General features: G+C 64.3%; 24 protein-coding genes. 14 read left to right on the top strand and 10 right to left on the bottom strand.

Annotated features, from left to right (window positions below):
• The first annotated feature begins 52 nt into the window (after positions 1-52).
• The 3 genes from ACO07C_RS10630 (at position 53) to ACO07C_RS10620 (ending at position 4257) form a co-directional block, all read left to right on the top strand.
• Positions 53-1501: an APC family permease gene (locus tag ACO07C_RS10630; RefSeq protein ID WP_421914128.1), complete on the top strand. Its 1449-nt coding sequence runs from the start codon at positions 53-55 to the stop codon at positions 1499-1501.
• A 75-nt stretch (positions 1502-1576) separates the two neighbouring features.
• On the top strand, positions 1577-2770 hold the full coding sequence (locus ACO07C_RS10625) for a cytochrome P450 (protein ID WP_421914127.1): 1194 nt from the start codon (positions 1577-1579) through the stop codon (positions 2768-2770).
• A complete protein-coding gene (locus tag ACO07C_RS10620; protein WP_421914126.1) occupies positions 2767-4257 on the top strand; it encodes an aldehyde dehydrogenase in 1491 nt (496 codons plus the stop codon). The genes ACO07C_RS10625 and ACO07C_RS10620 overlap by 4 nt, the downstream gene beginning before the upstream one ends.
• Positions 4258-4434: 177 nt before the next feature.
• Here ACO07C_RS10620 and ACO07C_RS10615 read toward each other — a convergent pair whose 3' ends face one another.
• The gene (locus tag ACO07C_RS10615) at positions 4435-5469 is read right to left on the bottom strand and encodes a class I SAM-dependent methyltransferase (RefSeq protein ID WP_421914125.1); all 1035 of its coding nucleotides are present in this window, start codon (positions 5467-5469) and stop codon (positions 4435-4437) included.
• 321 nt (positions 5470-5790) lie between these two features.
• Here ACO07C_RS10615 and ACO07C_RS10610 point away from each other — a divergent pair, with 321 nt between their 5' ends.
• Entirely contained in the window at positions 5791-7764 is a 1974-nt protein-coding gene (locus ACO07C_RS10610; protein ID WP_421917491.1) for a putative bifunctional diguanylate cyclase/phosphodiesterase, read from the top strand.
• Positions 7765-7943: 179 nt separating this feature from the next.
• Here the strand turns inward: ACO07C_RS10610 and ACO07C_RS10605 are convergent, their stop codons facing one another.
• Complete coding sequence (locus tag ACO07C_RS10605; protein WP_421914124.1) at positions 7944-8690, bottom strand: IclR family transcriptional regulator; 747 nt, start codon at positions 8688-8690, stop codon at positions 7944-7946.
• Between the two features lie 164 nt (positions 8691-8854).
• Here ACO07C_RS10605 and ACO07C_RS10600 point away from each other — a divergent pair, with 164 nt between their 5' ends.
• From ACO07C_RS10600 to ACO07C_RS10590, 3 genes are read left to right on the top strand one after another with little or no spacing between them, the layout of a single operon-like run.
• Positions 8855-10249, top strand: a complete 1395-nt coding sequence (locus tag ACO07C_RS10600; protein WP_421914123.1) for a transaminase — start codon at positions 8855-8857, stop codon at positions 10247-10249.
• Between the two features lie 3 nt (positions 10250-10252).
• Positions 10253-11050: an SDR family oxidoreductase gene (locus tag ACO07C_RS10595; RefSeq protein ID WP_421914122.1), complete on the top strand. Its 798-nt coding sequence runs from the start codon at positions 10253-10255 to the stop codon at positions 11048-11050.
• Positions 11047-11835, top strand: a complete 789-nt coding sequence (locus tag ACO07C_RS10590) for an SDR family NAD(P)-dependent oxidoreductase (RefSeq protein ID WP_421914121.1) — start codon at positions 11047-11049, stop codon at positions 11833-11835. Before ACO07C_RS10595 ends, ACO07C_RS10590 begins: the two co-directional genes overlap by 4 nt.
• Before the next feature lie 60 nt (positions 11836-11895).
• Here ACO07C_RS10590 and ACO07C_RS10585 read toward each other — a convergent pair whose 3' ends face one another.
• The 5 genes from ACO07C_RS10585 to ACO07C_RS10565 are packed head-to-tail and all read right to left on the bottom strand — an operon-like array spanning position 11896 to position 16652.
• Positions 11896-13194, bottom strand: coding sequence for an NAD(P)/FAD-dependent oxidoreductase (locus ACO07C_RS10585; RefSeq protein ID WP_421914120.1), 1299 nt, complete (start codon positions 13192-13194; stop codon positions 11896-11898).
• The gene (locus ACO07C_RS10580) at positions 13191-14171 is read right to left on the bottom strand and encodes a branched-chain amino acid ABC transporter permease (protein ID WP_421914119.1); all 981 of its coding nucleotides are present in this window, start codon (positions 14169-14171) and stop codon (positions 13191-13193) included. The genes ACO07C_RS10585 and ACO07C_RS10580 overlap by 4 nt, the downstream gene beginning before the upstream one ends.
• Positions 14168-15076 carry a branched-chain amino acid ABC transporter permease gene (locus ACO07C_RS10575; protein ID WP_421914118.1) on the bottom strand — a complete coding sequence of 303 codons (909 nt, stop codon included), beginning with the start codon at positions 15074-15076 and terminating at the stop codon, positions 14168-14170. The genes ACO07C_RS10580 and ACO07C_RS10575 overlap by 4 nt, the downstream gene beginning before the upstream one ends.
• Positions 15073-15858 (bottom strand): ABC transporter ATP-binding protein, encoded by a 786-nt coding sequence (locus ACO07C_RS10570; protein ID WP_421914117.1) that lies wholly within the window; start codon positions 15856-15858, stop codon positions 15073-15075. Before ACO07C_RS10570 ends, ACO07C_RS10575 begins: the two co-directional genes overlap by 4 nt.
• Positions 15855-16652, bottom strand: coding sequence for an ABC transporter ATP-binding protein (locus ACO07C_RS10565; protein WP_421914116.1), 798 nt, complete (start codon positions 16650-16652; stop codon positions 15855-15857). Before ACO07C_RS10565 ends, ACO07C_RS10570 begins: the two co-directional genes overlap by 4 nt.
• Positions 16653-16770: 118 nt before the next feature.
• Between ACO07C_RS10565 and ACO07C_RS10560 the strand changes: the two genes are divergently transcribed.
• From ACO07C_RS10560 to ACO07C_RS10535, 6 genes are read left to right on the top strand one after another with little or no spacing between them, the layout of a single operon-like run.
• Positions 16771-17493, top strand: a complete 723-nt coding sequence (locus ACO07C_RS10560) for a GntR family transcriptional regulator (protein WP_421914115.1) — start codon at positions 16771-16773, stop codon at positions 17491-17493.
• 9 nt (positions 17494-17502) lie between these two features.
• Positions 17503-17991 (top strand): DUF3830 family protein, encoded by a 489-nt coding sequence (locus ACO07C_RS10555; protein WP_421914114.1) that lies wholly within the window; start codon positions 17503-17505, stop codon positions 17989-17991.
• On the top strand, positions 17992-18345 hold the full coding sequence (locus ACO07C_RS10550; RefSeq protein ID WP_421914113.1) for a TIGR04076 family protein: 354 nt from the start codon (positions 17992-17994) through the stop codon (positions 18343-18345).
• Positions 18342-19397 carry an aldo/keto reductase gene (locus ACO07C_RS10545; RefSeq protein ID WP_421914112.1) on the top strand — a complete coding sequence of 352 codons (1056 nt, stop codon included), beginning with the start codon at positions 18342-18344 and terminating at the stop codon, positions 19395-19397. Before ACO07C_RS10550 ends, ACO07C_RS10545 begins: the two co-directional genes overlap by 4 nt.
• Entirely contained in the window at positions 19394-19822 is a 429-nt protein-coding gene (locus tag ACO07C_RS10540; protein WP_421914111.1) for a hypothetical protein, read from the top strand. The genes ACO07C_RS10545 and ACO07C_RS10540 overlap by 4 nt, the downstream gene beginning before the upstream one ends.
• Positions 19823-19879: 57 nt before the next feature.
• Positions 19880-21139, top strand: a complete 1260-nt coding sequence (locus ACO07C_RS10535) for an ABC transporter substrate-binding protein (RefSeq protein WP_421914110.1) — start codon at positions 19880-19882, stop codon at positions 21137-21139.
• Here ACO07C_RS10535 and ACO07C_RS10530 read toward each other — a convergent pair.
• Together ACO07C_RS10530 and ACO07C_RS10525 are read right to left on the bottom strand one after the other, a co-directional pair.
• Positions 21111-22085: a sigma-70 family RNA polymerase sigma factor gene (locus ACO07C_RS10530; protein WP_421914109.1), complete on the bottom strand. Its 975-nt coding sequence runs from the start codon at positions 22083-22085 to the stop codon at positions 21111-21113. The two genes, ACO07C_RS10535 and ACO07C_RS10530, sit on opposite strands and share 29 nt — an antisense overlap.
• A gap of 53 nt (positions 22086-22138) precedes the next feature.
• On the bottom strand, positions 22139-22558 hold the full coding sequence (locus ACO07C_RS10525) for a GFA family protein (protein ID WP_421914108.1): 420 nt from the start codon (positions 22556-22558) through the stop codon (positions 22139-22141).
• Positions 22559-22740: 182 nt separating this feature from the next.
• On the opposite strand from ACO07C_RS10525, the gene ACO07C_RS10520 reads away from it, so the two are divergent.
• Positions 22741-23166 (top strand): GNAT family N-acetyltransferase, encoded by a 426-nt coding sequence (locus ACO07C_RS10520; RefSeq protein ID WP_421914107.1) that lies wholly within the window; start codon positions 22741-22743, stop codon positions 23164-23166.
• On the opposite strand, the gene ACO07C_RS10515 is transcribed toward ACO07C_RS10520, so the two are convergent.
• The gene (locus ACO07C_RS10515; RefSeq protein WP_421914106.1) at positions 23163-24278 is read right to left on the bottom strand and encodes an anhydro-N-acetylmuramic acid kinase; all 1116 of its coding nucleotides are present in this window, start codon (positions 24276-24278) and stop codon (positions 23163-23165) included. The genes ACO07C_RS10520 and ACO07C_RS10515 overlap by 4 nt on opposite strands.
• Positions 24279-24285: the final 7 nt, after the last annotated feature.

Genomic DNA, 24285 nt, shown 5'->3' with positions numbered 1-24285 from the left:
CCGCGACATCTCAGGGACACTTGTTTCCGCGGCGCGGAATTTGGAGGGAGAAATGACCACAACAGTTGAAGCCGGCGAAGTGAACCGGCTGAGGAAGAACAGTCTTGGCGTCGGCGCCATCACTTTCATGGTGATCTCGGCGGCGGCTCCGCTCACGGCGGTGGCCGGCGGCACGCCGCTCGGCATGCTGATGGGCAACGGCGCGGGCTTTGCCGGCACCTATCTGATCGTGACGGTGTTGCTGCTCCTGTTCGCGGTCGGCTATGTCGCCATGTCGCGTCACGTCGGCAACGCCGGCGCCTTCTATGCCTTCGCCGCGCGCGGCCTGGGCGGGCTAGCCGGCGGCGCCACGGCGCTGATCGCGATCCTGTCCTACAATGCCATGCAGATCGGCGTCATGGGCCTGCTGGGTGCTGCGACCTCCGGGCTATTCGCCGGCTGGGGCATCAATCTGCCCTGGTGGGTGTGGAGTTTCATCGCCATCGCCGTCGTCGCGGTGCTCGGCTACCGCCAGGTCGACCTGTCGGCCAAGATCCTGACGGTGCTGGTGTTGTGCGAATACGCGGTGGTGCTGATCCTCGACCTGACGATCCTCAAGACCGGCGGCGATAGCGGCCTATCGGCGGCGCCGTTTAGCTGGAGCCAGATCACATCGGGCGCGCCGGCCATCGCCATCCTGTTCTGCTTTGCCGCGTTCATCGGCTTCGAGGCGACCACGATCTACGCCGAGGAGGCACGCGATCCGAAGGTCACCATTCCGCGCGCGACTTACTTCTCCGTCCTGCTGATCGGCGTTTTCTACATGGTCACCGCCTGGCTGATGGCGGTCGGCGCCGGTGTCGACAAATTGCTGCCGGCGCTGCAGGGCCTGCAGGATCCGACGACCTTCCTGTTCGGCCTGTCCGACCGTTATGCCGGGACGCTGCTCACGCATGCGATGAGCATCCTGTTCGTGTCGAGCCTGTTCGCCGGCGTGCTGGCGTTCCACAATGCGGTTGCCCGCTACATCTACGTCTCGGGCCGCGAGAAGTTGCTGCCGCAATCGATCGGCGTGACGCACTCGGCGCACCAGAGCCCGCATGTCGCCTCGGTGATCCAGAGCGTGCTGGCGGCTGTCGTCGTCGGCCTGTTCGCCGTGCTCGGCCTCGATCCGGTGCTGGCGCTGTTTTCCTGGCTGACCAATGTCGCGACGCTCGGCGTCATCGTCATGATGGCGGTCGCATCGCTCGCCGTGGTGATGTACTTCCGCGCCAACCCGTCGGCGCAGGAGAACGCGGTGAAGACCACCATCCTGCCCGGGCTTACGTTCATCGCCTTCGTCGTCATCATCTATCTGATCGTGATCAATTTCGGCAGCCTGTCCGGGGCCGGTGGCTTCCTCGGCGTGTTCTTGCCGGGGCTGGTGCTGATCGCCGCGCTGGTCGGCCTGTTGCTGGCCGGCGCCTTGAGGGGCCGGGATCGCGTGGCCTTCGACAGCCTGGGTCTGCCCCTGAAGGATTGAACGAGGCCGTGGATTGAGAGACCTACCGGGGCGGCGTGCAACGCCGCCCTTCTCATCGTGAAGGGAATGGCGGCTTTGAGCTTTGCCGAAAACATCACCGTCGAGGCGCTGGAAGCCGATCCGTACCCGATCTATGCCGAGCTCAGGCGTAGTGCGCCGGTCGCTTTCGTGCCCTCGGTCAATCTCTGGTTCGTCACCCGATGGAAGGATGTCGAGTTCGTCGCGAAATCGCCCGACATCTTCTCCGCCGTCGTCGGCTCGTCACCCGTCGAGCGCTCCTTCGGCAAACCGACGATCCTGACCACCGATGGCGAGACGCACAAGCAACTGCGCCTGGGCGTCGACCCGAAATACCGGCCGCGCACCGTTGCCTCCTATGCCGGCGACCTCGTGCGATCGATCGCCGACCCGTATCTCGACGGCATCGCAAAACGGGGTGCCGCCGAACTGATGGCCGACTATTTCGAGCCGGTGTCGACGCTCAGCCTGGCGCGTTCGCTCGGCCTCGCCGACATCGACATGCCGACGCTGCGCCGCTGGTTCTACGGCCTTGCACAAGGCGCTATCAACTTCGAGAACGATCCGAAGCGGCAGGAGGTCGCAGACGCCATCAGCGCTGAGGTCGGCGCCGCCATCCTGCCGACGCTGGAAAGGCTCGTGCGTGAGCCCGACGATTCCGCGCTATCGCACATGCTGCATGACGGCATGCCGGAGGGTAAAACCCGCCCGATCGATTTCCTGATGCCGAGCATCAAGGTGATCCTGCTCGGCGGCATGCAGGAGCCCGGGCATGGCGCCGGTTCGATCCTGGCTGGCCTGCTTTCGCATCCCCGGCAATTGCGGCAAGTGCTCGATGACCCCGAGACCTTCGTGCCGAAAGCCGTCGATGAGGGCCTGCGCTGGGTGGCGCCGATCGGCACCCAGACGCGGCAGACGACAACAACGGTCGAGCTTGGCGGCGCGACGATCCCGGCAGGCGCCCCGGTCGCCGCGCTGGTCTCCTCGGCGAACCGCGACGAGAGCCGCTTTGCCGATCCCGACCGCTTCGACATCAACCGCGATGAAGGCAACCACGCCGCCTTCGGTTTCGGCCACCATTTCTGTTCCGGCCGGTTTTTCGCGCGCGAGCAGATGTGCCTCGCGGTAAGGCTGTTGCTCCTGCGATTCCCCGATCTCAGGCTGGTGCCCGGCAAGGAGCCGGAGTTCCGTGGCTGGGAGTTTAGGGCGCCAACCACATTGCATGTCAGTCCAGGAGCGATTTCCCCATGATCAGTCAAAATGCCATCGACATGCTGCGCAAGACGGAGATCGGCCCGCGCGGCCTGTTCATCGATGGCGTGCAGGCGCAGGCCGCAAGCGGCGTCACGCTGCCGGTGATTTCGCCGATCGACGGCCGCGCCTTCACCAGCATCGCCGACGGCAATGCCGCCGATATCGACAGCGCGGTCAAATCGGCGCGCAAGGCGTTCGAGAAGGGCTCGTGGTCGCGGGCGGCCCCCGCCTTCCGCAAGAAGGTGCTGACCAAGCTCGCCGAACTGGTCGAAAAGCATGTCGATGAACTGGCAGTCCTCGGCGTGCGCGACAACGGCACCGAGATCGGCATGGCCTACAAGGCCGAGCCGCTGTCGGCCGCAGGCACCATCCGTTACTACGCCGAGGCCATCGACAAGGTCTATGGCGAGATCGCGCCGACCGCCGACAATGTGCTGGGGCTGATCCACAAGGAGCCGCTCGGCGTCGTCGGCGTCATCGTGCCCTGGAATTTCCCGCTGATGATCGGCGCATGGAAGATCGCGCCCGCACTTGCCGCCGGCAATTGCGTGGTGGTCAAGCCGCCGGAGATCGCGTCACTGACGCTGCTGCGGCTGGCGGAATTGGCGGCCGAAGCCGGGCTTCCCGCAGGCGTGCTCAATGTCGTCACCGGCCGAGGCGCGGTCACCGGCGAGGCGCTGGGCCTGCATATGGATGTCGACGCCATCGCCTTCACCGGTTCGGGGCCGGTCGGAAGGCGATTGCTCGAATACTCCGCGCGCTCCAATCTCAAGCGCGTCTTCCTCGAACTCGGCGGCAAGTCCCCCAACATCGTCTTTGCCGACGCGCCCGACCTGAAACAGGCCGCGATCGTCTCGGCCAACGGCATCTTCCGCAATTCCGGCCAGGTCTGCGTCGCCGGCTCGCGCCTGCTCGTCCAGTCGTCGGTCTATGACCGCTTCATGGACGAGCTTGTCTCGGCGACCACGCGGCTCAAGGTCGGCGACCCGCTCGATCTCACCAGCGATGTCGGCGCGGTATCGAGTTCGCAGCAGCTGGACAAGAATCTCGGCTTCGTCGCCAGGGCAGCCGAGGAAGGCGCAAGACTGGTCACGGGCGGGCAGCGGATCCTGGCGGATACCGGCGGCAGCTACATGGCGCCGACGATCTTCGAGAATGTCACGCAAGGGATGCAGCTTGCGCAAGAAGAGGTGTTCGGGCCGGTGCTCGGCGTGATGCGCTTCGAGACCGAAGAGGAAGCGGTGCGCCTGGCCAATTCAACCGTCTACGGGCTTGCCTCGGCGGTGTGGACCGCCAACCTTTCCACCGCGCATCGCATGGTGCGCGCCATCAATGCCGGCGTCGTCCATGTCAACACCTATGGCGGCGCCGATATCACCGTGCCGCTCGGCGGCGTCAAGCAGTCCGGCTTCGGCCGCGACAAGTCGCTGCACGCCCTGGACAAATACACCGACCTCAAGACGGCATGGATCGCACTGGGATGATGTCTCCGCTCAAGAGGTAGGGGGGAGCCCACAAGCAAATCGGCGCAGCGGTCGCCGATCATGATCACCGGCGCGCTGGTGTTGCCGCTGGTCAGCCGAAGCATGATCGCTGCATGACGGATGCGCGGGCGCTACACGCCGCGCGCTGCCCGTGGGGTCGTTTCAAGCGGCGCCGGCCTAGCCCCGCTTTTCAATCACGGCGTACAGAACGTTGCGGTTCTCGCCGAAGAACACCCGCGCCTCTACGGTGTTGCGGTCGACGCTGGCATTGACGATGTTCCACATGTCGACCTCGGTCCGCAGCAGCAGCACCCAGTCCATGAATGTCTCCCGGTACCCGGCATCTGGATTGTCCTCGGCGTAGTTCGCAAAGAGGAACGTGCCGTTGGGCTTCAGCATCTGCAGGCACGTCTTGGTGAGCTTCACGGCGACATTGTGCTGGAGGTAGTCGTAGAGCCCGGAGGCGTAGATGAAGTCGAACTTGCCCAGCTTGTGGCCTCGCGTGAGCATGGTTCGCACCGAGCCGTCGACGGCCTCGATGGCGGTGCCCTGGAAGTCGCGGGCGATCAATCCGACGCTCTGGGGATCCTGGTCGAGTGCGACCCAGCGCTTGAGGCCGCCCTGTGCCAGCGCGACGGAACGATTGGCTTCCCGCAAATGGCCGGCGGCGATCGCCAGGACTTCGGTTTCCGGCCCGGTCCTGGCCGCGATCTCATCGACATAGCGGGTCAGGAGATCGCGTCGTTCGCGTGCCGCGACGCATGACGGTACGTTCTGGGTATGGCTGTAAAGCGCCTTGCCGACCTCGGAAGCGCTTGCCACGCTCTCGGCCACATGCGGGTCACAATAGATGTAGTCGAGCAGCTCGGCGTCGCCGGAATAACCCCTGGGCTTGGTGAAGGACCACCGCGTCAGCGGATCCTGGAGGAAATATTCCAGGATCGGGTGGTTCTGCGCCACCGGAATCAACGCTTGCCAGACGTCGGGGTGGACCTTGGACCGCAGCGCGTTGAGGGTCGACAGCAGGCGACGAACAGTCTCCGCGGGGTCTCTGCGTTGCTCCACCTGCTGGTGCGTCGCGTGGAGGATCAGCGCCAGTTCCGCGCGCGCGGTTTCGAACGCTTCGCCATGATGCTCGGGCTTCCCTCGGCTGAGGTTGCTGGCAATCATCTCGGCGGTAATCAGGCTCTTGCCATCAAAGACGGTTTGCACAGCATCGCTCCATGGTTAACAGTGGCTTAACTTATTGCGTAGAATGCTCCATTTGCCAACGGTGGTTCGGGTGCATTTTAGCGGTATGATTAATTTCCCGCTAACCATCTCAGTTCTTTGAACATCTTGTCGGCCAGATTCCGGTTTCGAGTTAACGCAAACTTGTCTTGCGTCATTGCATTTTGACTACGTCGAGAATCGTCGTCGCGTCCCAAGGAGTCGGCCCGCGTGGGCGCAGAAGCTGGAAAAGAGCTCGGAAAGCACAATCCCCTTGAACCGGGATTTGTTGTGAACGAACGCCTGTCATCCGGCTTGGCCGACATGGCGCATGTGGACGTGTTCGAACCGCGCCACGAGCCGGGCTCCGAGGAACTTCGAACTCTTTACAGGACCGAGGCACAGGCGAAGCGAAGAGCGGACGCCAGGCCTGGGCTCTGGATAGCCGTCGTTATCTATGTCCTGTTTTCGGCGACGGATCTCCTGCTTATCCCGGATGTCGCGGCCTATACGATCACGGCGCGGTTCGCCGTCGGGCTGACGGCACTGCTGACGCTGGAAGTCCAGCTTCGCCGGGGAGCCGCTACCGAATGGCTTGACCTGACGTGCGCCGCGGCCATCATCTTTGGCTACATTGGCTGGCTGTACCCAACATCCATGGGGGCGGACAGGGAAAGTGTCGCCTATTATATGGTCTTCGGCACCATCTTTATGATGAGCGCCAATCTATTCTTTACGTTCAGCTTCAAATTATCCATCATAACGTCCACCATAATCCTGTGCATACTGTATGTGGTGAACTACTTTGTTCCGGCATCAATAACGTACAAGATGGTGTTCGGCACCTTCTATATTTCGTGCTTTACGTTCACGTCATACGTGAACTGGAAGCTGAACAAGGAGCGCTACAACGTCTTTCTGAACGCCCTGGAAGCGAAGGTTCAGCACAGGGAGGCCACCGAGCGCGGCAAGGCTTTGCTGAGACTGTCGCGGACCGATCCGCTCACGGGCCTGGAGAACCGCCGGGCCATCGACGAGAAGCTGCGCGAGTATTGGAGCGACTGGCAAAAGCTCGGCAGCAGCTTTGCCGCGATCCTCATTGACGTGGACTTCTTCAAGAAGTTCAACGACTGCTACGGCCACCAGGAAGGCGACCGTTGCCTGATCCATGTGGCCAATGCCCTTAGCGATCTGATCAGGCAGTATGATGGCTCGATCGGGCGCTATGGCGGTGAAGAGTTCATTGTCCTGGCGCGCATGGACAAGAAGGACCAGGTCGCGGACCTGGCGGAAGCCATTTGCCGCGCTGTGGAGAATCTGGCGATCGCCCACGAGCTGCGGCGGGACGGCATCTCGATCGTGACGGCGAGCGTTGGCGCAGCATTCACCAGGAAGCAGACCGGCGCCAAGCTGGAGAAGATCATCCACGAGGCCGACCGGGCGCTCTATCTGGCGAAGGCGGGCGGTCGAAATTGCGCCCGGCTGTTCGATCCAACCGATCCCCAGAGCAGCGACGAAAGTGAGAACCTCGCGGCCTTGTTAAAGATCGCGATCGGCCAGGGTCTCGTGTCGCTCGTTTATCAACCCATCCAGGACGTTAAGTCGGGCCGAGTTGAAGCCGTGGAGGCTCTGATGCGCCTCAAGATGCTGGACGGCACCCTGGTCCCGCCGAGCCTGTTCATTCCCGTGGCGGAGCGGACCGGCGCCATCCTGGAACTGGGGCGTTGGGCAATACGGACAGTATGCGCGGAACTCCTTGCGGATGATCACGTCCGTGTCGTCAGCGTCAACGTCTCTCCAATCCAGCTCAAGACGCCTGGCTTCGCGGCGTCTGTCGCGACCATCCTGGGCGAGACCGGCGTGACCGGCAACAGGCTGGCCTTCGAGATCACCGAGGGGCTGGAGATGGAGATGCACTCCGACATCCTTCGCTGCATCAGCGACCTGAAGCTGCTGGGCATCAAGATATGGCTCGATGATTTCGGCACCGGCTTCGCCGGCCTTTCGTGGCTTCGCCTGATCGATTTCGATACGGTGAAGATCGACCGCTCGTTCCTTCACGACTGCGCCACGCCGAACGGCAAGGCAATGCTCCAGGACATCATCGCCCTGGTCAGAAACCGCGGCCACAAGATCCTGGTCGAAGGCGTGGAAACCGACGAGCAGATCGCCCTTATGCGCGAGTTCGGCATAGACAAGATCCAGGGCTTCCGCGTCGGACGTCCGGCTCCGGCCGCGAATTTCCAGGCAAAGCGGGCCATCCACAAACGCCCGTTCACCGTTCTCAAGTCGGCATAGTACTGGCTGCGGCGCCCAGGCTTCCGGTGCACCACCGGCCAAAGCCCATGGTGCAACTCGCGCGGCCCTACATCGCACTTGCTTTTGAAGGCGCGTGAAAACTGCGCGCTCGAATTTGCATCGTGGCGCGCGATGTCCTCGGCCTCCAGGGTCTTGCGCGCCGGATTGGCGTCGAGCCGTCATGGCTCTCCGTTGAGGTGAGCCGAAATCAATCGTGCCGCCCGGATGGCCGCGTCGCCCTGGCTGGCCGCGACCGCCTCGTCGATGCGTGAGATCGGCGAGGCTACCGCCAGCGTTCCAAGCGGACAGCCATCCGCGCCGAGGATGGGCGCGGCGATGCTGTGCACGCCGTCCTCGTAGCCCTGGGCGCTGCGCGAATAGCCGCGCGATGTGGCAAGGCGGATCGCCTCGGTGAGCTTGTCACGCGTCGTCACCGTATGCTTGGTGAAAGCCTCCAGCGGTTTGTCGATATAGGCTTGGATCGTCTCGGGGCGCGAGAAGCCGAGAAAGGCGATGCCGGACGCCGTGCCATGCAGCGGCAGCACCTGGCCAACATCGACATTGACGCGGTTGGCCTTTGCCGAGAGTTCGACATGCACCGTCAGCAGCGCGCCGGCGCTGAACTCCGACAGGTGCACGGTCTCGCCGGTCTCCACCGAAAGCTCCCGTAGAATCGGCGCGGCGACGCGGACAAACGGAAAGTGCGCATCGCGGATTCGGGCGAGCCGCGACAGGCCGGCGCCGAGGCGATAGCGGCGGCTGCGCGGCTCCTGCTCGATCAGGCGATGACCGGCGAGCGACACCAGCAGGCGCCGGGCGGTGGCCTTGTCTAGGCCGGCCTTGCGGGCAAGGTCCGAGAGGCCGATCTCCGGCTCCGCCAGCGTGAACAGCTCCAGCAATGAAATCGCCTTGCCGACTGTGCTCATCCTGAATTCTCCGAGATACTTCGCGTGTGAATTAACTTGACAGAGGCCGATCCGCCTTGCAGGGTCTCTATAACATACTAAACGCGGGTTCAAATAATGAACCAAATCGGGAAGCAGATTTTCGCGCCCCGGAAGCGATGGCGTACGAGGGGAAACTCCGCACTTTGACGGCAGCCAGCAGACAAGAAACGCATCCCGCAACGATCAGCGACCTGCTCGACCGCGAGCAGCAACGCTTCCGGCTGACGCATCCGCTGTCGGCGGCCGCATGGGAGGAGGGCAAACGGCATTTCCTCTATGGCGCGCCATCGCACTGGATGCGCCGCTGGGCCGGCGGCTTCCCGGTCTACGCCGCCGAGGCGAAGGGCGCCCATATCCGTGACATAGATGGGCACGACTATATCGACTTCGCCCTTGGCGACACCGGCGGCATGTGCGGCCACGCGCCGGAAGCGGTGACGCGCGCGGCCGTCCGCCAATTGCAGAACGGCACCACCATGATGCTGCCCACGCAAGACAGCTTGTGGGTCGGCGCCGAGTTGCAGCGGCGTTTCGGATTGCCCTATTGGACGTTCACCACCTCGGCGACCGACGCCAATCGCGGCGCCATCCGCATCGCCCGCATGATCACGGGTCGCGACAAGGTGCTGGTCTTCTCCGGCTGCTATCACGGCGGCGTCGAGGAGGCGCATGTCGAGATCCGCGAAGGCCGCATCGGTATGCGCAACATGATCCATCCCAATGGCGTCGACCATTCCGCCGTCTCCCGGGTGGTCGAATTCAACGATGTCGAAGCTTTGGAGCAGGCGCTTTCAGTCGGCGATGTCGCCTGCGTGCTGACCGAACCGCTGATGACCAATTTCGGCATGATCCCGGTCGCCGAAGGCTTTCACGCGGCACTGCGCGAGATCACCCGCCGCACCGGCACCGTGCTGATCATCGACGAGACGCATACTATCTCCAGCGGTCCCGGCGGCTATTCATCCGAGCATGGATTGGAGTCGGACATATTGGTGGCGGGCAAGGCCATTGCCGGCGGCATTCCAGCGGGCATCTTCGGGGTCTCGCAGGAGATCGCCGAGCGGCTGTGGGCGATCGTGCCGATGGTCAATCCGCGCGTGCGCCAGTCGGCCCATCTCGGCATCGGCGGCACGCTGGCCGGCAACGCGCTCACCGTCGCCACCATGCGCGCGGTGCTGGAAGAGGTGCTGACGTCAGCCAATTTCGACGTGATGATCGGCAATGCCTCGCGGCTCGCCGAGGCCGCGCGCGGGATTATCGCCGCCAACAATCTGCCCTGGCACGTGACGCAGATAGGCGCCCGGGCCGAGATTATGTTCATGCCGCATCCGCCGAGGAACGGCGCCGAAGTCATCGCCAGCCGGCGCGGTGATCTCGAGACGCTGCTGCATGCCTTCTACATGAACGAGGGAATTCTGGTGACGCCGTTCCACACCATGTTCCTGATGTGCCCGGCAACCACGTCGGCCGATGTCGACCGCCATACCGAGGTATTCGAGCGCTTCATCGCCTTGGTCGTCGACGCCGGGGTTGTCTGAGCGATGGCGCGGCCCTTCGACCTCACGGGCAAGGTGGCGCTGGTGACCGGCGGTGGACGCGGCATCGGCGCCGCGATCGCCACCCGCTTCGCGGAAGCCGGTGCTTCCGTCGTCATCGCCAACCGCACCGTCGATGTCGCGCGGGCTCTGGCCGCCGACCTGTCGGGCCGCAAACTGAGCGCCCGCGCTGTTCCGCTCGACGGCCTTGGCCGTTCCGCGGTGCATGCGTTGGTCGACGATGTCGTCGGTCAGTCCGGCAGGCTAGACATCGTCGTCCATAATGCCGGCGGCTGCCCCTGGACCTCGATCGGCGAGATGGACGAGGACAAGCTCGAAGAGGCGCTGTCGCTCAACCTCAAGGCCTGCTTCTGGCTGGCGCAGGCGGCGGCTCCGGTGATGCGCCGGAACGGCTTTGGCCGCATGCTGGTCACGTCGTCCGTGTCGGCCCGCGTGGCGATGGCCGGCGGCGCCCACTATTCGGCGGCCAAGGCTGGCGTCAACGCCTTCATCCGGGGGGCCGCCTTCGAATTCGCGCGCGACGGCATCACCGTCAACGGCGTCGAGCCGGGCTTCATCGCCAAGCCGGGCCGCGGCAAGATGAGCGCACCCGAAATTGCCGGCCGGCTCGCCCGCCACATCCCCGTCGGTCATCTGGGCGAGGCCGACGACATCGCCTTCGCCATGCTCTACCTCGCTTCGGAACAGGCTGGATACATGACCGGGCAGACGATGATCGTCGATGGCGGTTCGACCTTGCCGGAGACCGGATTCGCGGTCGAACGGCACTGGGGGCTGGCATGAGCGGAGAAAGTGTCAGCTGCCGCCTCGCGGGCCGCAAGGCGCTTGTCACCGGCGCCGCGACCGGCATGGGCCGAGCGACCGCCGAACTGTTCGGGCGCCATGGCGCTGAAGTCGTCGTCTTCGGCCTCGGCGGCGAAACGCTGGACGTCGCCGCCAAAGCCTGCGGCGGCACCGCCGTGCGCGGCGACATCACCAACTCGGGCGACGTGGCGCGTGCCATCGGCGCTTGCGGCGGCCGGCTCGACATCGTCGTCAACGCCGCCGGGCTGATGATCCTCGACGAACCGGCGAGCCTGAGCGACGAGACCTGGGCCCGCAGCTTCGCAGTCAATGTGACCGGCGCCATGATGGTCTGCCGTGCCGCCCTGCCGTTGCTGAAACAGCGCGGCGGTTCGATCGTCAACATCGCCTCGGTCGGCGCCTTCAACGCCAGCGGCCAGAACGCGGCATACTCGGCGAGCAAGGCCGCACTCGTCTCCTACACCCGCTCGCTGGCCTATGCGCACGGCCCCGACGGCATCCGCGCCAATGCGGTGGCGCCAGGCTGGGTGCGCACGCCGATGAGCGTGCAGGAGATGGAGGCGGCCGCGGCGATCAACTGCTCGACCCCCGACGAAGAGTTCGCCGCGCTGACCGGCCGCATCGCGCTCCGGCGTGTGGCCGAGCCGGCGGAGATCGCATCCTGCTGCCTGTTTCTCGCATCCGACGACGCCTCCTTCGTCACCGGCGCCGTGCTCGTCGCCGATGGCGGCGGCCGCGCGCCGACGCAGAACAGGGCGGTCTGAGGCAAACGGCGTCTGCCAGCAAGGTTGCGGCGGTCGCGGGGTTCGACTTCAGTTGGGCTGTCAGGCCGCGTCCATCTGATCGCGCAGCATGCTCCAGGGCAGCAGCATGTTTGGCGCGTGCCGCATCAGGCCGTGGAACGGGATCGGCGAGGGCGGCGCGAACGGCAGCGGCAGATCACTGGCATTCGCGCCTTCGGCCCAATCCGCCAGCACCTTGCCCATGGCCGTTGTCATTGCGATGCCGCGTCCATTGCAGGCAAAGCCGGCGATCAGTCCCGGCCCGAGATCGACGAGACGCGGCAGGAAATCAGGTTCGACGGCGGCCATTCCCGACCAGCTGTATTCAAGCGGTGGGAGGTCTGGAAGGTCCAGATGCCTGCCAAGCCGCCGCCAGATCGTTTGCGGCACCCGAGTATCGGAGCCGGCGCCGAAGACATGCATGCCGCCAGTAATCAGCCGGTTCGCGCTGTCGAAGCGGAAGGTGAAAAGGTTGCGCCTGGTGTCGCCGACGCCTTGCCCGCCGGGAAGCAGCCGGCTGCGTATCGCGCCCGGCAGTGGCCGGGTCGCGATCTGGAAGACCTTGAGCGGAAAATAGGTGCGCTCAAGCGTTGGATTGAGCCGCCCGCCATAGGCGTTGGTGGCGATCAGCAGCTTTCCGGCACGCACCGATCCCGCCGCCGTTTTCAGCATCCAGCCGTCCGCTATCCTGTCGATCGACATGACCCGCGAATGCTCGAAAATCCGTGCGCCGGCCTTTTCCGCCGCATTGGCGAGCCCACGCGCATAGTCGACCGGATTGAGAACTCCGCCTGAGCGGTCCATCCAGCCGCCCATATAGCCGCGAGCGCCCGTCAGCGCCTCGGTCTCCCTTGCATCCAGCGCGACGGCCGGCCTGCCGCGTTGCGCCCACTGGTCGGCGCGCGACTTGACCTTCTCCAGGGCAGCGGGGGAATGCGCCGGCTGTATCCATCCATTTTGCAGCGCGTCGCATGCGATGCCGTGCCGATTGATGAGATCGAAGACGAGATCGGCGCTGCCGGCGGCGAAATCGATCAGGCGTTCGCCGCGTTCGGGACCGAGATGGGCTGTTATATTGGCCGGATCCATCCTGGCGAAGTTCGGCACGACGAAGCCGGCGTTCCGGCCGGTCGCGCCCCAGGCGACGATCTCCGCCTCGAGAACGGCGACGGTGCGGCCTTTCTCGGCGGTGTGCAACGCCGTGGAAAGGCCTGAAAAGCCGCCGCCGACAATTGCCAGGTCGACATCGATCGCGCCGTTGAGAGCAGGGCGCTCGCGGCGATCGCGGCCGACAGCATGCCATAGGGAGAGACGCGATGAGCCGGCAACATCCTGCTTCACTTGCTGGTGCTTTCGCCCGCTGCCGCTTTCGCGGCCTTGCCGAACCTCGGGCGTCGCGGCATGTCGCCGAAAAGGCCGCCTGGCCTGACCAGAAGAATGATGCAGAGCATCACGCCGATAGCGGCGATCTGCAGGGCCGCGGCGCGTGCCTGTTGCTCGGCAGGGACCAGCGCGCTCGTCACGGCTCCGGAGCCGGCCCATATCGCCCAGACCAGGATACTGCCGATGATGGCGCCCTTGTTGCTGCCCGAGCCCCCGACAATCAGCATCACCCAGACCTGGAAGGTCAGGATCGGCAGGTAATTGTCCGGGGCGATGAAGCCTATGAAATGCGCCTGCAGCGCACCGGCCAGCGCCATGATTGCGCCGCCGACGGCAAAGGCCTGGACGCGGTAGAACCGCGCGCTTTTGCCCAGCGATATCGCCGCCCGCTCATCCTCGCGCAGCGCCTTCAGCACACGCCCCCAGGGGCTGCGCGACAGATGTTCCAGCGCCAGATAGGCGATCATCGTCACCGCCGCGACGACGGCGAGGTTGGACAGGTTGAACAATAGGGGTTTCTCGGCAAGTTCGCCGAAGGGACGCGGAATGAAGCCTATGCCGAAAGGGCCGCCGGTAAGCTTCTGGGCATTGAGGGCGACCAGTTGCACGACGACGGCGACGCCAAAAGTGGTGATAGCGAGGTAGTCCGACCTCAGGCGCAAGGTGGCCATGCCAGTGATGGCCGCCGCGATGCCGCCGACGATCATGGCGCCCAGCCAGCCGATGATGATCGGCAGGCCGAAACCGCCAAGCCGGGCGGCATCTTCGGGCGTGGTCAGCAGCGCGGAGGTGTACGCGCCGATGGCGACGAAGCCGGCGAGGCCGACATTGAAGAGGCCGGTCAGCCCCCACTGCAGATTGAGCCCAAGCGTGATCAGCGAGAAGATCAGCGCTGTCGTCAGGAAGAACGCCCCGTATCCGAGAAGATCGATCATCTCTCCCTCACGCCGAAGATGCCGAAAGGCCGCACGAACAGCACCGCCATCAGGATGATGAAGGAGACGGCGGCGCGCCATTCGGCGCCGATCAGTTGCACCGCGCCCGCTTCCGCCAGTCCGATGATCAGGCCGCCGAGTATGGCGCCTGGAATGCTGCCGATGCCGCCGAGTATGGCCGCCGCGAACATCGGCAACAGCATGTCGAAGCCCATGAAAGGCCGGATCTGCACGAGAATGCCGATCATGACGCCGGCCACGCAGGCCAGAGCCCCACCGATGATCCAGGTCATGCGAACGACCTTGGCGACGTCGATGCCGACGATACGCGCCAGCGCCGCGTTTTGGCTGTATGCCTGCATCGAGCGTCCGGCTTGCGTGCGCGTCATCAACAGATGCACGCCGAAGACGAGCACGGCGGTGACCAGCAGCAGCGCGATCTGGTCGGGGGTGATGCGGATGCCGAAGCCGACCGGCATGGCGATCTGGATGGCGCGGCTGAAATAGGTCGGCCGCGAGGTGAAGATGAACTCGAGCAGGCTGCGCAGCGCCATCGAGGCGCCGAAGCTGGCCATCACCACGATGATCGCCTGTCCCTGCGTCCGCAGCCGCGAGAACAGCACCTTGTCGAGCAGCAGCGCCAGAAGCGCCGTGAAAGCCATGCCGATGATGACGGCGACGATCAGCGGCCAGCCAAAGGAGAGTGGCGCGATGGGCGCGATCTTGCCGAACACCGCGCCAATGGCGCTTACGACGGCGAGCGTCGCGTAGGTGCCCCAGGCCATGAAGTCGCCATGGGCGAAGTTCGAGAACCGCAGGATGGAGTAGGTCAGCGTCACCCCGATGGCGCCAAGGCCGATCATCGAGCCCGTCAGCAATCCGTCGACGACAAATTGCAGGTTCATGCCTCGCCTCCTTTCTCGGAGCCCTGGCCTGTCTCAGCCTGACCGGCTTCTCTGGAATGGAGAGGGCGCTGGCCGAGATAGAGTTCCGCGACCACCGGGTCGTTCCAGAGTTCGGAAGCGACGCCCTCGTGCCGGTCCTTGCCTTCGACCAGCACGTAGGCACGGTCTCCAATGGCAAGTGCTGCCTTGGCGTTCTGCTCGACCAGGAGGATGGTGACGCCGGATTTGCGGATACCGGCCAGCATCTCGAAGACCATGGAAACGAATTTCGGCGACAGGCCGGCCGACGGCTCGTCGAGCACCAGCACCTTCGGATGCACGACCAGTGCTCGCGCGACGGCGAGCATCTGCCGCTGACCGCCCGACAGATTGCCGGCGGCGGTCCTGCGCTGGCGCACGAGATCGGGAAAAGCCGTGTACATTTCGTCGATGCGGCTGGGGATGTCGCGCGGCTTCAGGATGCCGCAGGCTACCTTCAGATTGTCCTCGACCGACATCAGCGGAAAGATGTTCTCGGTCTGCGGCACGAAGGCAAGCCCAAGCCGAACCATCATGTGGGCGGGAGCCGCCGTGATGTCCTTGCCGTCGAGAAGGACGGCGCCGGCGGTGATGGGCACAAGGCCGGCGATGGCCTTGATCAGGCTCGACTTGCCGGCGCCATTGGGGCCGAGCACGACGACGATCTCGCCCTTCCTGACGGTGATCGAGGCGCCGCGGACGATCGGTACGCCGGGCTCATAGCCTGCAACGAGATCGCGGACGTCGAGGACGGTTTCGCTCATGCCGCCGCCGCCCCTCCGAGATAGGCCTCGATGACACGCGGGTCGCGCGCCACCTCGTCCGCAGTGCCTTCGCACAGCAACTGGCCGCTGGCCATGACGAGGACGCGGTGGCAGAGCCGCGTCACCATGTCGATGTTGTGCTCGATCAGCAGGAAAGTGATGCCGCGCGCGTTGATGTCGCGGATGCGGTCGATGATGACTTCGAGCAGTGTTGCGTTGACGCCCGCCGCCGGTTCGTCGAGCAGGATGATCGCCGGGTCGGCCATCATCACGCGGGCGAGTTCAAGCAGCTTGCGCTGACCGCCGGACAGCACGCGCGCCGGTTCGTGGGCGAGGCGGGCAAGGGACACAAGCTCCAGCAATTCGCCGGCCTTGGTCTCGGCGACCTTCTCTTCAGCCGCGACTCGCCAGGGCGTCAGGAAGTTGGCGAGCAACCGCTCACCGGACTGCCCCTGCGCGGCGAGCATGACGTTTTCGATCAGCGTCAGGTTGGGTAGGGGGCGGGGGATCTGGAATGTGCGCCCCAAGCCTCGGCCGATGCGGCGATGCGCGGCTTCGCCCGACACGTTGACGCCGTTGAGGAGGATTTCGCCGCTGGTCGGCAGGATACTGCCCGCCAGCAGGTCGAACATGGTGGTCTTGCCGGCGCCGTTCGGGCCGATGAGGCCGAGTATTTCGCCTTGGCGGACGTCGAACGAGACATCGTTGACCGCGACCAGCCCGCCAAAGCGCCGGACGACGTTTTTTGCCATCAGAACCGGCGCGCTGGGCGCTCCTTCGATCGTGTCGTTCATGCATCCCTCTGGATGGAGCGGTCTTTGCCGCCTTCTTGTTTTTGATCTGTGATCACACTTGCTTTGATCACGCTATTCGGCTTTAATTTCCTCCGCAAGCCGAAAAACGGGGCCGGGAATGCAAAAGGCTGCCATCGAAAAGAACAACGGGTCGATCGCGGCCCAACTCACGCCCGTCGGCCGCGAGACCGTGCAGGACCGCGTCTATTCCGAACTGCGACGGGCACTGATCGGCGGCCTTTTCGAGCCAAGCCAGGTTCTGACCATTCGTGGCCTCGCCGAGGCGCTGGTCACCTCGACCATGCCGGTGCGCGAGGCGCTGGGACGGTTGATCACGGAAAAGGCTCTGGAGGCGCTTCCCAACCGCTCCGTGCGCGTACCCCCCATCACGCTGGAGCGCATGGACGACCTCCTGCGCGCCCGGTCTCTCATCGAGGGCGAAGCGATCGCGCTTGCCGCCACCCGCATGAGCCCGCGCCAGATCGCGTCCATCGAAGCCATGCTGGGCGAATGGGACGAGATGCGCGCGCTGAAGCAGAAGAAAGACATCGACCGCGAAGCGACGCTCAACCAGAGCTTCCACTTCGAGATCTACCGCTGCTGCGGTTCCGCCGTGCTGATCCCGATGATCGAAAGCCTATGGCTGCAGTCGGGGCCGTGTATCCGCGTGGCGATCTATGCCTTTTCCGAGGCTGGCGAGGTCGACACCGCCCACTATCACCGCGGCATCGTCGCCGCACTTGCCAAGCAGGATGCGCAGGCCGCGCGCGAGGCGCTGGTGGCCGACATCAGCCGCCCCTTCGCCTTTCTGCGCGACAAGCTCCAATCCGCGAAGGACTGAGTATCTGACATGACCGGCCGCGCCATCGTCATCACCGAACCCCGTTCCGAGCTCTCGGTCACGGCGCTGCTCTTGCCGCAAAAGGCGCCTGAGAACGCCGCCTTCCTCTGGGCCTATCTCGAGCAGCCGCGCATCGTGCCGGGCATTCATGCGATGTGGACGGGTCCCGAAATCTCCTGCCCGATTCCCGCCACTCACCTGGAGGGTCGGTCCTATGCCGCGCCCTTGCCGGCGGAGAATGCGACGCTGACGCCGCAGCCGGGCGACATCGTGCTGTCCTATGTGCCGCCGCGCATGTGGGGCGGCAGTCCCAATGCGATCTTCGATATCGGCCTGTTCTACGGCCAGGGCGCGCGCCTGCTGTTCCCGATCGGCTGGCTCGCCGGAAGCGTCGTTGCGCAGGTCCGGCCCGAGGAGCGCGAGCCTTTCGCCGCCGCTTGCGGTATCATCCGCCGCAACGGCGCCTGCGAAGTCACCTTCACCCGTGTGGAGATCTGAATGGCCGACGACAGTTTCGAACTCTTCGATCTTCGCGTCGAGGCGGTCATCCCAAGGGACAAGCCGATCTATTGCGGCGCCAAGCCCGGCGACTATTTCGAGCTCAAGGGCGAGATGCTGTCGATGCCGGCGGGTCAGGGTTTTTCGATCTATTCGCTCGCCGCCGTCCTGCCGCTGCTGGCGGCCAAGCAGCGCCCGACCGACAGGAATGACTGGATGACGTCGGACGCCGAGATCGCCTGTCCGGACCCGAATTGCGCCAGCCGGCTGCGCATCGTCAGGACAGGAAAACGGCGGTTCAGCCATGCCGAAACGACGGCCGTGCCGCTGCCGAAGGAGAATGAAGCCAGATGACCGCCAGGACCTTCGAACTCAGCCCGGGCTATGCGATCTCGCGCGTCATTCGCGGCGGCTGGCAGCTCGCCGGCGGTCATGGGGCGATCGATCGCGACCAGGCGGTGAGCGACCTGATCGCCACCTTCGATGCGGGCATCTGGACCTATGACTGCGCCGACATCTATACCGGCGTCGAGGAACTGATTGGTGCCGCGCGGCTGCGGCTTGCCAGCGAGCGCGGCCTCGATGTCGCCGCCAGGATGCGAGTGCATACCAAGCTGGTGCCGGATCTCGCAAGGCTGTCGAACATCAGCCGCGACTATATTCGCGGCATCGTCGAGCAATCGCTGCGCCGGCTGAAGACCGAGCGCCTCGACCTCGTGCAGTTCCATTGGTGGGACTATGCAATGCCCGGCTATGTCGATGCGATGGGCTGGCTGGATGAGATGCGCCGCGAGGGCAAGGTGCGCAATCTCGGCACGACCAATTTCGACACTCGGCGCCTGACCGAGCTCCTCGACGCGGGTATTCCGCTGGTCAGCCAGCAACTGCAGTATTCCGTGCTCGACCAGCGGCCGGCCAGGAGCCTCGCGGCACTCGCGGCCAGGAACGGCGTCAGTTTCCTCTGCTATGGTTCCGTCGCCGGCGGGTTCCTCAGCGACAGGTGGCTCGGCGCTGCCGAGCCCGGCATGCCGCTCGAGAACCGCTCGCTGGTCAAGTACAAGCTGATCATCGACGATTTCGGCGGCTGGGATCTCTTCCAGCAACTGCTGCGGGCGCTGAAGGCGGTTGGCGATCGCCATGGGGTGGATATCGCCACCATCGCCAGTGCCTGGGTGCTCGAACAGCCGCGGGTAGCGGCCGTGATCGTCGGCGCCCGCAACCAGGCGCATGCGCTCGCCAATGCCGGGATCATGGACATCGCGCTCGATGCCGGGGATCGTTCCCGGATCGCCGCTGTCATCGCGCAAGGCAAAGGTCTCGAGGGAGACGTCTACACGCTGGAGCGCGACCGTCATGGCCGCCACGGCTCGATCATGCACTACAACCTGAACGCGGGGAAGAAATGACCAGCGAACGCAGCCTGTTCTCCCGCGCCCGCGCCGAGATCGTCGATCTCCACCATTTCTTCTTCGAATGGTATCGCACGGTCAGTGCCGACAAGACGCATTTCGGCCGCTTCGAAACCGTCATCGGTGAAGGCTTCCGCATGATCCCGCCGAGCGGCAGGATTCTCGATCGCGATGCCGTGCTCGACTATGTCAGGGCCAACCGCGCCACATGCGGCAGCGATTTTCTGATCTCGACCGACGACATCCGTCCCGGCTGGGAGAGCGACGACACGATCATCGTCTCCTACATCGAGATACAGCATCGTGGCGGCAAGCATAGCCGACGTCAGGCGAGCGCTGTTTTCACCACCCGTTCTTCGGCGCCCAACGGCGTCGAATGGCGGCATCTGCATGAAACCTGGCTGCAGATGCCGGAAGGCTGACAGGCTCCAGACATCGACAGACATCAACGAGAGTCGTGTAACGAAAGGGGAACAACAATGACCAAGACGATCCTTCAGATCACCACCGCGCTCGCGCTGCTGACGGCAGCCGGCGCAGCCCACGCCGCCGATTGCAAGATCACCGTCGGCCTCGTCATGGAACTGACCGGTCCGGCCGGCGAATACGGCCAGGCCGGCGCCAAGTCCGTGGAGATGGCGTTCCGCGACATCAATGACGCCGGCGGCGTGCGCGGCTGCGATCTCGCCACAGACACGCGTGACAGCCAGAGCCAGGGCAATATCGCGGTCGACGCCGCGACGCAGTTGGTCCAGGTGAAGAAGGTGCCCGTCATCATCGGCGGCATCATCTCTTCCGTGTCGATCCCGATTCTGACCTCGGTCACCGCACCGGCCAAGATCGTCCAGGTCTCGCCGGCCTCCTCCTCGCCGACGTTGACGACTCTCGGACGCGACGGCAAGACCAACGGCATCTTCTTCCGTACCATCACCTCCGATGCGCTGCAGGGCGTCGCCGCCGCCAAATACGCTGTCGACAAGGGCTTTAAGAAACTCGCCATCATCCACGTCAACAACGACTTCGGCGTCAACATGTCGGCGGAATTCTCGCGCGCCTACAAGGCACTCGGCGGCACCATCGTCTCCGACACCCCCTACAACGAAAAGCAGTCGAGCTACGCTTCCGAAGTTACGGCGGCGATGGCCGGCGAGCCTGACGGGCTTTATCTCATCAGCACGCCGGTCGATGGCGCCACCATCGCGCGCACCTGGATTTCTCAGGGCGGCGTGCAGAAGTTCCTGCTCAATGACGGCATGAACAGCCCGGACTTCATCGAATCCGTCGGCGCCGACTACCTTAAGGATGCCTATGGCACGTCCTCCGGCACCAGCCCGACCGCATCGACCGACTACTTCATGAAGAACTACAAGGCCTTCTCCGGCATCGAGCCGTCAAACCCGGCGGCCGATCGGTCTTATGACGCAGGCGCCATCGTTGGCCTCGCCATCGCCATCGCCGGCTCCGAGGATCCGGCCAAGATCAAGGATGCGATGTACAAGGCCGTCGATCCATCAGGCACGCCGATCTTTGCCGGCAAGGAAGAGTTCGCAAAGGCGCTCGGCCTAATCAAGGACGGCAAGCCTATCCGCTATGAAGGTGTCATCGGTCCGGTTGCCTTCGACAAGTATGGCGACATCACCGGTCCGTTCCGCCTTTGGAAGATCGCCGACGGCAAGGTGACGACGGATGGGGAGATGACGACGGACGACGTCAACGCCCTGCAGGCGAAGCTTCAGTAAGGCGCCTCATACTGTCGGCGTCGATTCCGGTACCACCAGGATCGACGTCGACAACGAGAGCCTCCGGTAATATCCAGGGACAAGCATAGTAATCGGCGATGCGATCGATGACCCCGTAGGCTGCGTGGATTCGAATCGGATAGGCTGGATTCCAAGCGTCGTCGTTTCGATGGAGAATGAGCAACAGCACCTCGCCATCGATCTTGCCAACCACCATCTTCCAGACCCCTTGGCCCTTTTCATATTCGGCAAAATAGGGCGATTCCGACAGCCGGCCTCGAAAACAATCCGAGACCCGCAATTGTGCATCGGCGCTGGTCAGGGCCCGCACGCCGTCCCAGTCGCGCCGGTTGAAAAGTTCGACATAGCGGCTCAGCAATTTCGAAAGTTCGGGATCGCGCTCCGGCGCCGAACCCGCAAGTGGGTCCGCTGGCAACGAGGCCAGCTTCGACCGTCCACGGTTCAACGCCGCCTTGACGCCGCCCACCGTCGAGCCGACGAGATCGGCCACCTCTTCCAGCGAATAGTCGAAGACATCCTTGAGCAGGACGCAGGCGCGTTCCTTGGGCGGCAGGTGGATCACCAGCCGTTCGATAGCGCGATCAGCACCTTGGCCAGCCGGCTCGACGGGTAAGACAATCCCGTCTCCGGCAAAATTGGCTTCCGCCCGCTCGCGTGCCTGCCGGCTGCGCAGGAAATCGATGCAGCGATTGTGCGCGATGCGAAACAACCACGGGCGAAGGGCGCCGGGATCGTCGAGCGTCTCGATCTTCCGGTAGGCCTCGAACAGCGCTTCCTGCATGACATCTTCAGCGTCGAGCGTGGAACCCGTCATGCGTGCGCAGTAGCGATGCAGTCGCACACGCAAATGCGTGACCGTCGCCAGGAAGGCGGCGTAACGGACGTCGAAAAGCCCGGTGGGGTCGTATCTCTGCTGCATCGTCATGGCATCAGAACACTCCGGCGAAGAATACGCACGCCCGGCGCGGCTCCGCCATGTTACATCAGCCTGATGTCATCGGGAGTCCGATCGAAACGATCGTGCCTGCCGTCGACATACATCACCGGGGCGGCCGCCAACTCGTCCGGGTCGATATCGTCAAGCGCCGCCATCGGTATGGCATGGACGACGCCACCAAGGGCCGGGATATCGCCTCGTGCCGGCATCCGGGTCCCACAGGTCGAGCAGAAATGATACTGGATGCTGGGACCTTCTCTGCCAGGCGGCGTCCATTGGTATTCAGTCTGCGATTGCGCTCCCGATACGAGACGGAAGTGCTGTGGCGCGACGAACCCTATCCATGAGCGCGTCTTGGTGCAGGTCGAACAATTGCATTTGATGGTGCCTTTGCCGAGATCGATATCGGCCTCGAACCGAACTTTGCCGCAGTGGCAGCTCCCTGTGTGCGTTTTCAGCATTGCCTTCTCCACGATCACCGGCCGGGACATGTCGCCAGCTGCAATCAAGACGTACGGCGTTAGAAAAAGGATACGTGCCGATCGGCCGGTGCGGGCCGGCCAACACCTTGACCTTGCGTCCAGGCACCGTCCTTCGCTACACGCTTCAAGGGAAATCCACTCTCGAAGCCGCGGACAAGGCCATGAATACCACGCTTGAAACGACCGCCGATCCACGGCCGGAAGAACTGGCCTTTCTCGGCGAGCGCCTGACGGCATTCAACGACAGCGATGTCGGTGCCTCCGAAAGAAAGGCGCTTGCCGTATTCGTCCGCGACGACGATGGCGCGGTGGTTGCCGGTATTTCGGGATACACTGCCTGGGGCTGGCTTTACGTACAATGGCTTTGGGTCGACGAGCGCCTGCGCGGCCAGCACATGGCAGGCGGCATGCTCGACGCCGCCGAGCAGGAAGCCGCTGCGCGCGGCTGTAAAAACGCCTGGATCGACACGTTCAGCCCGAAAGCCGCCAAGGTCTATGAACGCCAGGGCTATCGGCCGTTCGGAACGCTTGCCGATTTCCCTGTCGGCCGCAACCGCGTCTTCCTACAGAAGAAGCTGGCGGATTAACCCGCCAGCCGCCCGCCGCGCATCGGTTGTGGCACGCCCGTTGTGCTCGGAAAACTGATGGGCAAACCCCTCAGCACCCGAACCGCGAGGAAGGCGAAGCATTCGGCCTCCACCGCATCGCCCTTCCAGCCCAGCGTTTCCGCCTGCACCGCTTCGACGCCGGAGCGGTTGGCGATCATCTCCATCATCATCGGATTGTGGCGACCGCCGCCGCTGACCACCAACTTCTTGGGCCTGTGCGGCAGCAGGTCGAGCGCCTTGCCGACGGCGGATGCCGTGAACGCCGTCAACAATGCCGCGCCGTCCTCCGCGTTCATGCCGTCGGCCATCGCGGCGCCGAAATCGAAACGGTCTAGGGATTTCGGATAGGCCTTGCTCAGATAGGGGTGCTCCAGCAGCTTGGCCAGCCGGCCTTCATCGACCTTGCCCGCGCGGGCCAGCGCACCGTCTCGGTCCATCTCGCCAAGCCCTTTCGACTTGATGAAATCGTTCAAGGGCGCATTGGCCGGGCCGGTGTCGAAGGCCACGACATTGTCCTTGCCGTCCCACCAGGTGATGTTGGCGACGCCGCCGAGATTGAGCACGGCCGTGTCGCCGCTGGCATCGGCATCGCGCAGCAGCGCCGCATGATAGGCGGCCGATAGCGGCGCGCCCTGGCCGCCCGCGCGCATGTCGGCCGAGCGGAAATCATAGGCGACCTTGGTCCCCAGGATGGAATGCATCAGGGCGCCGTCGCCGAGCTGGCGGGTCTGGCCGAGCCGGCCGACCTGCGGCGCGCGATGCAGCACGGTCTGGCCATGGAAGCCGACGACGCCGATATCGGCCATCGTCAGGCCGTGGCTTTCGACAAGGTTCTTGACCGCCGTTGATTGCGCGCGCGTCAGCGCGTCTTCGGCTTCGCGGAAGATTGCCGGCTCTGGCCCGACGAAATTCCAGGTTCGCGCCTGCTTCAGCGTTTCCTCGAGCAGGTCCCGGATCGACGCGGGGTAGGGCGCCAGCGTGTAGGTTCCAAAATCCGCGATGCGCTCGCCATCGGTCTTGATCAGGGCGACATCGATATTGCCGTCAAGCACGGTGCCGGTCATCAGGCCGACGGCCCAGATTGGTTCCATTGTGTTC

It is taken from the genome of Mesorhizobium sp. (assembly GCF_965229135.1).
Classification (GTDB): domain Bacteria; phylum Pseudomonadota; class Alphaproteobacteria; order Rhizobiales; family Rhizobiaceae; genus Mesorhizobium.
The sequence above is the reverse complement of the archived record's forward strand: the minus strand, read 5'-3'. Positions and strand labels throughout refer to the sequence as shown.

Bases quoted from the DNA above. Each gene is read 5' to 3' on its own strand.
- ACO07C_RS10630 (WP_421914128.1), top strand. From the start codon at position 53: ATGACCACAACAGTTGAAGCCGGCGAAGTGAACCGGCTGAGGAAGAAC.
- ACO07C_RS10525 (WP_421914108.1), bottom strand. From the start codon at position 22,558: ATGCTGAAAACGCACACAGGGAGCTGCCACTGCGGCAAAGTTCGGTTC.
- ACO07C_RS10520 (WP_421914107.1), top strand. From the start codon at position 22,741: ATGAATACCACGCTTGAAACGACCGCCGATCCACGGCCGGAAGAACTG.
- ACO07C_RS10610 (WP_421917491.1), top strand. From the start codon at position 5,791: ATGGCGCATGTGGACGTGTTCGAACCGCGCCACGAGCCGGGCTCCGAG.
- ACO07C_RS10515 (WP_421914106.1), bottom strand. From the start codon at position 24,278: ATGGAACCAATCTGGGCCGTCGGCCTGATGACCGGCACCGTGCTTGAC.
- ACO07C_RS10555 (WP_421914114.1), top strand. From the start codon at position 17,503: ATGACCGGCCGCGCCATCGTCATCACCGAACCCCGTTCCGAGCTCTCG.
- ACO07C_RS10575 (WP_421914118.1), bottom strand. From the start codon at position 15,076: ATGAACCTGCAATTTGTCGTCGACGGATTGCTGACGGGCTCGATGATC.
- ACO07C_RS10530 (WP_421914109.1), bottom strand. From the start codon at position 22,085: ATGACGATGCAGCAGAGATACGACCCCACCGGGCTTTTCGACGTCCGT.
- ACO07C_RS10605 (WP_421914124.1), bottom strand. From the start codon at position 8,690: ATGAGCACAGTCGGCAAGGCGATTTCATTGCTGGAGCTGTTCACGCTG.
- ACO07C_RS10590 (WP_421914121.1), top strand. From the start codon at position 11,047: ATGAGCGGAGAAAGTGTCAGCTGCCGCCTCGCGGGCCGCAAGGCGCTT.
- ACO07C_RS10595 (WP_421914122.1), top strand. From the start codon at position 10,253: ATGGCGCGGCCCTTCGACCTCACGGGCAAGGTGGCGCTGGTGACCGGC.
- ACO07C_RS10550 (WP_421914113.1), top strand. From the start codon at position 17,992: ATGGCCGACGACAGTTTCGAACTCTTCGATCTTCGCGTCGAGGCGGTC.
- ACO07C_RS10545 (WP_421914112.1), top strand. From the start codon at position 18,342: ATGACCGCCAGGACCTTCGAACTCAGCCCGGGCTATGCGATCTCGCGC.
- ACO07C_RS10560 (WP_421914115.1), top strand. From the start codon at position 16,771: ATGCAAAAGGCTGCCATCGAAAAGAACAACGGGTCGATCGCGGCCCAA.
- ACO07C_RS10565 (WP_421914116.1), bottom strand. From the start codon at position 16,652: ATGAACGACACGATCGAAGGAGCGCCCAGCGCGCCGGTTCTGATGGCA.
- ACO07C_RS10620 (WP_421914126.1), top strand. From the start codon at position 2,767: ATGATCAGTCAAAATGCCATCGACATGCTGCGCAAGACGGAGATCGGC.
- ACO07C_RS10540 (WP_421914111.1), top strand. From the start codon at position 19,394: ATGACCAGCGAACGCAGCCTGTTCTCCCGCGCCCGCGCCGAGATCGTC.
- ACO07C_RS10535 (WP_421914110.1), top strand. From the start codon at position 19,880: ATGACCAAGACGATCCTTCAGATCACCACCGCGCTCGCGCTGCTGACG.
- ACO07C_RS10580 (WP_421914119.1), bottom strand. From the start codon at position 14,171: ATGATCGATCTTCTCGGATACGGGGCGTTCTTCCTGACGACAGCGCTG.
- ACO07C_RS10570 (WP_421914117.1), bottom strand. From the start codon at position 15,858: ATGAGCGAAACCGTCCTCGACGTCCGCGATCTCGTTGCAGGCTATGAG.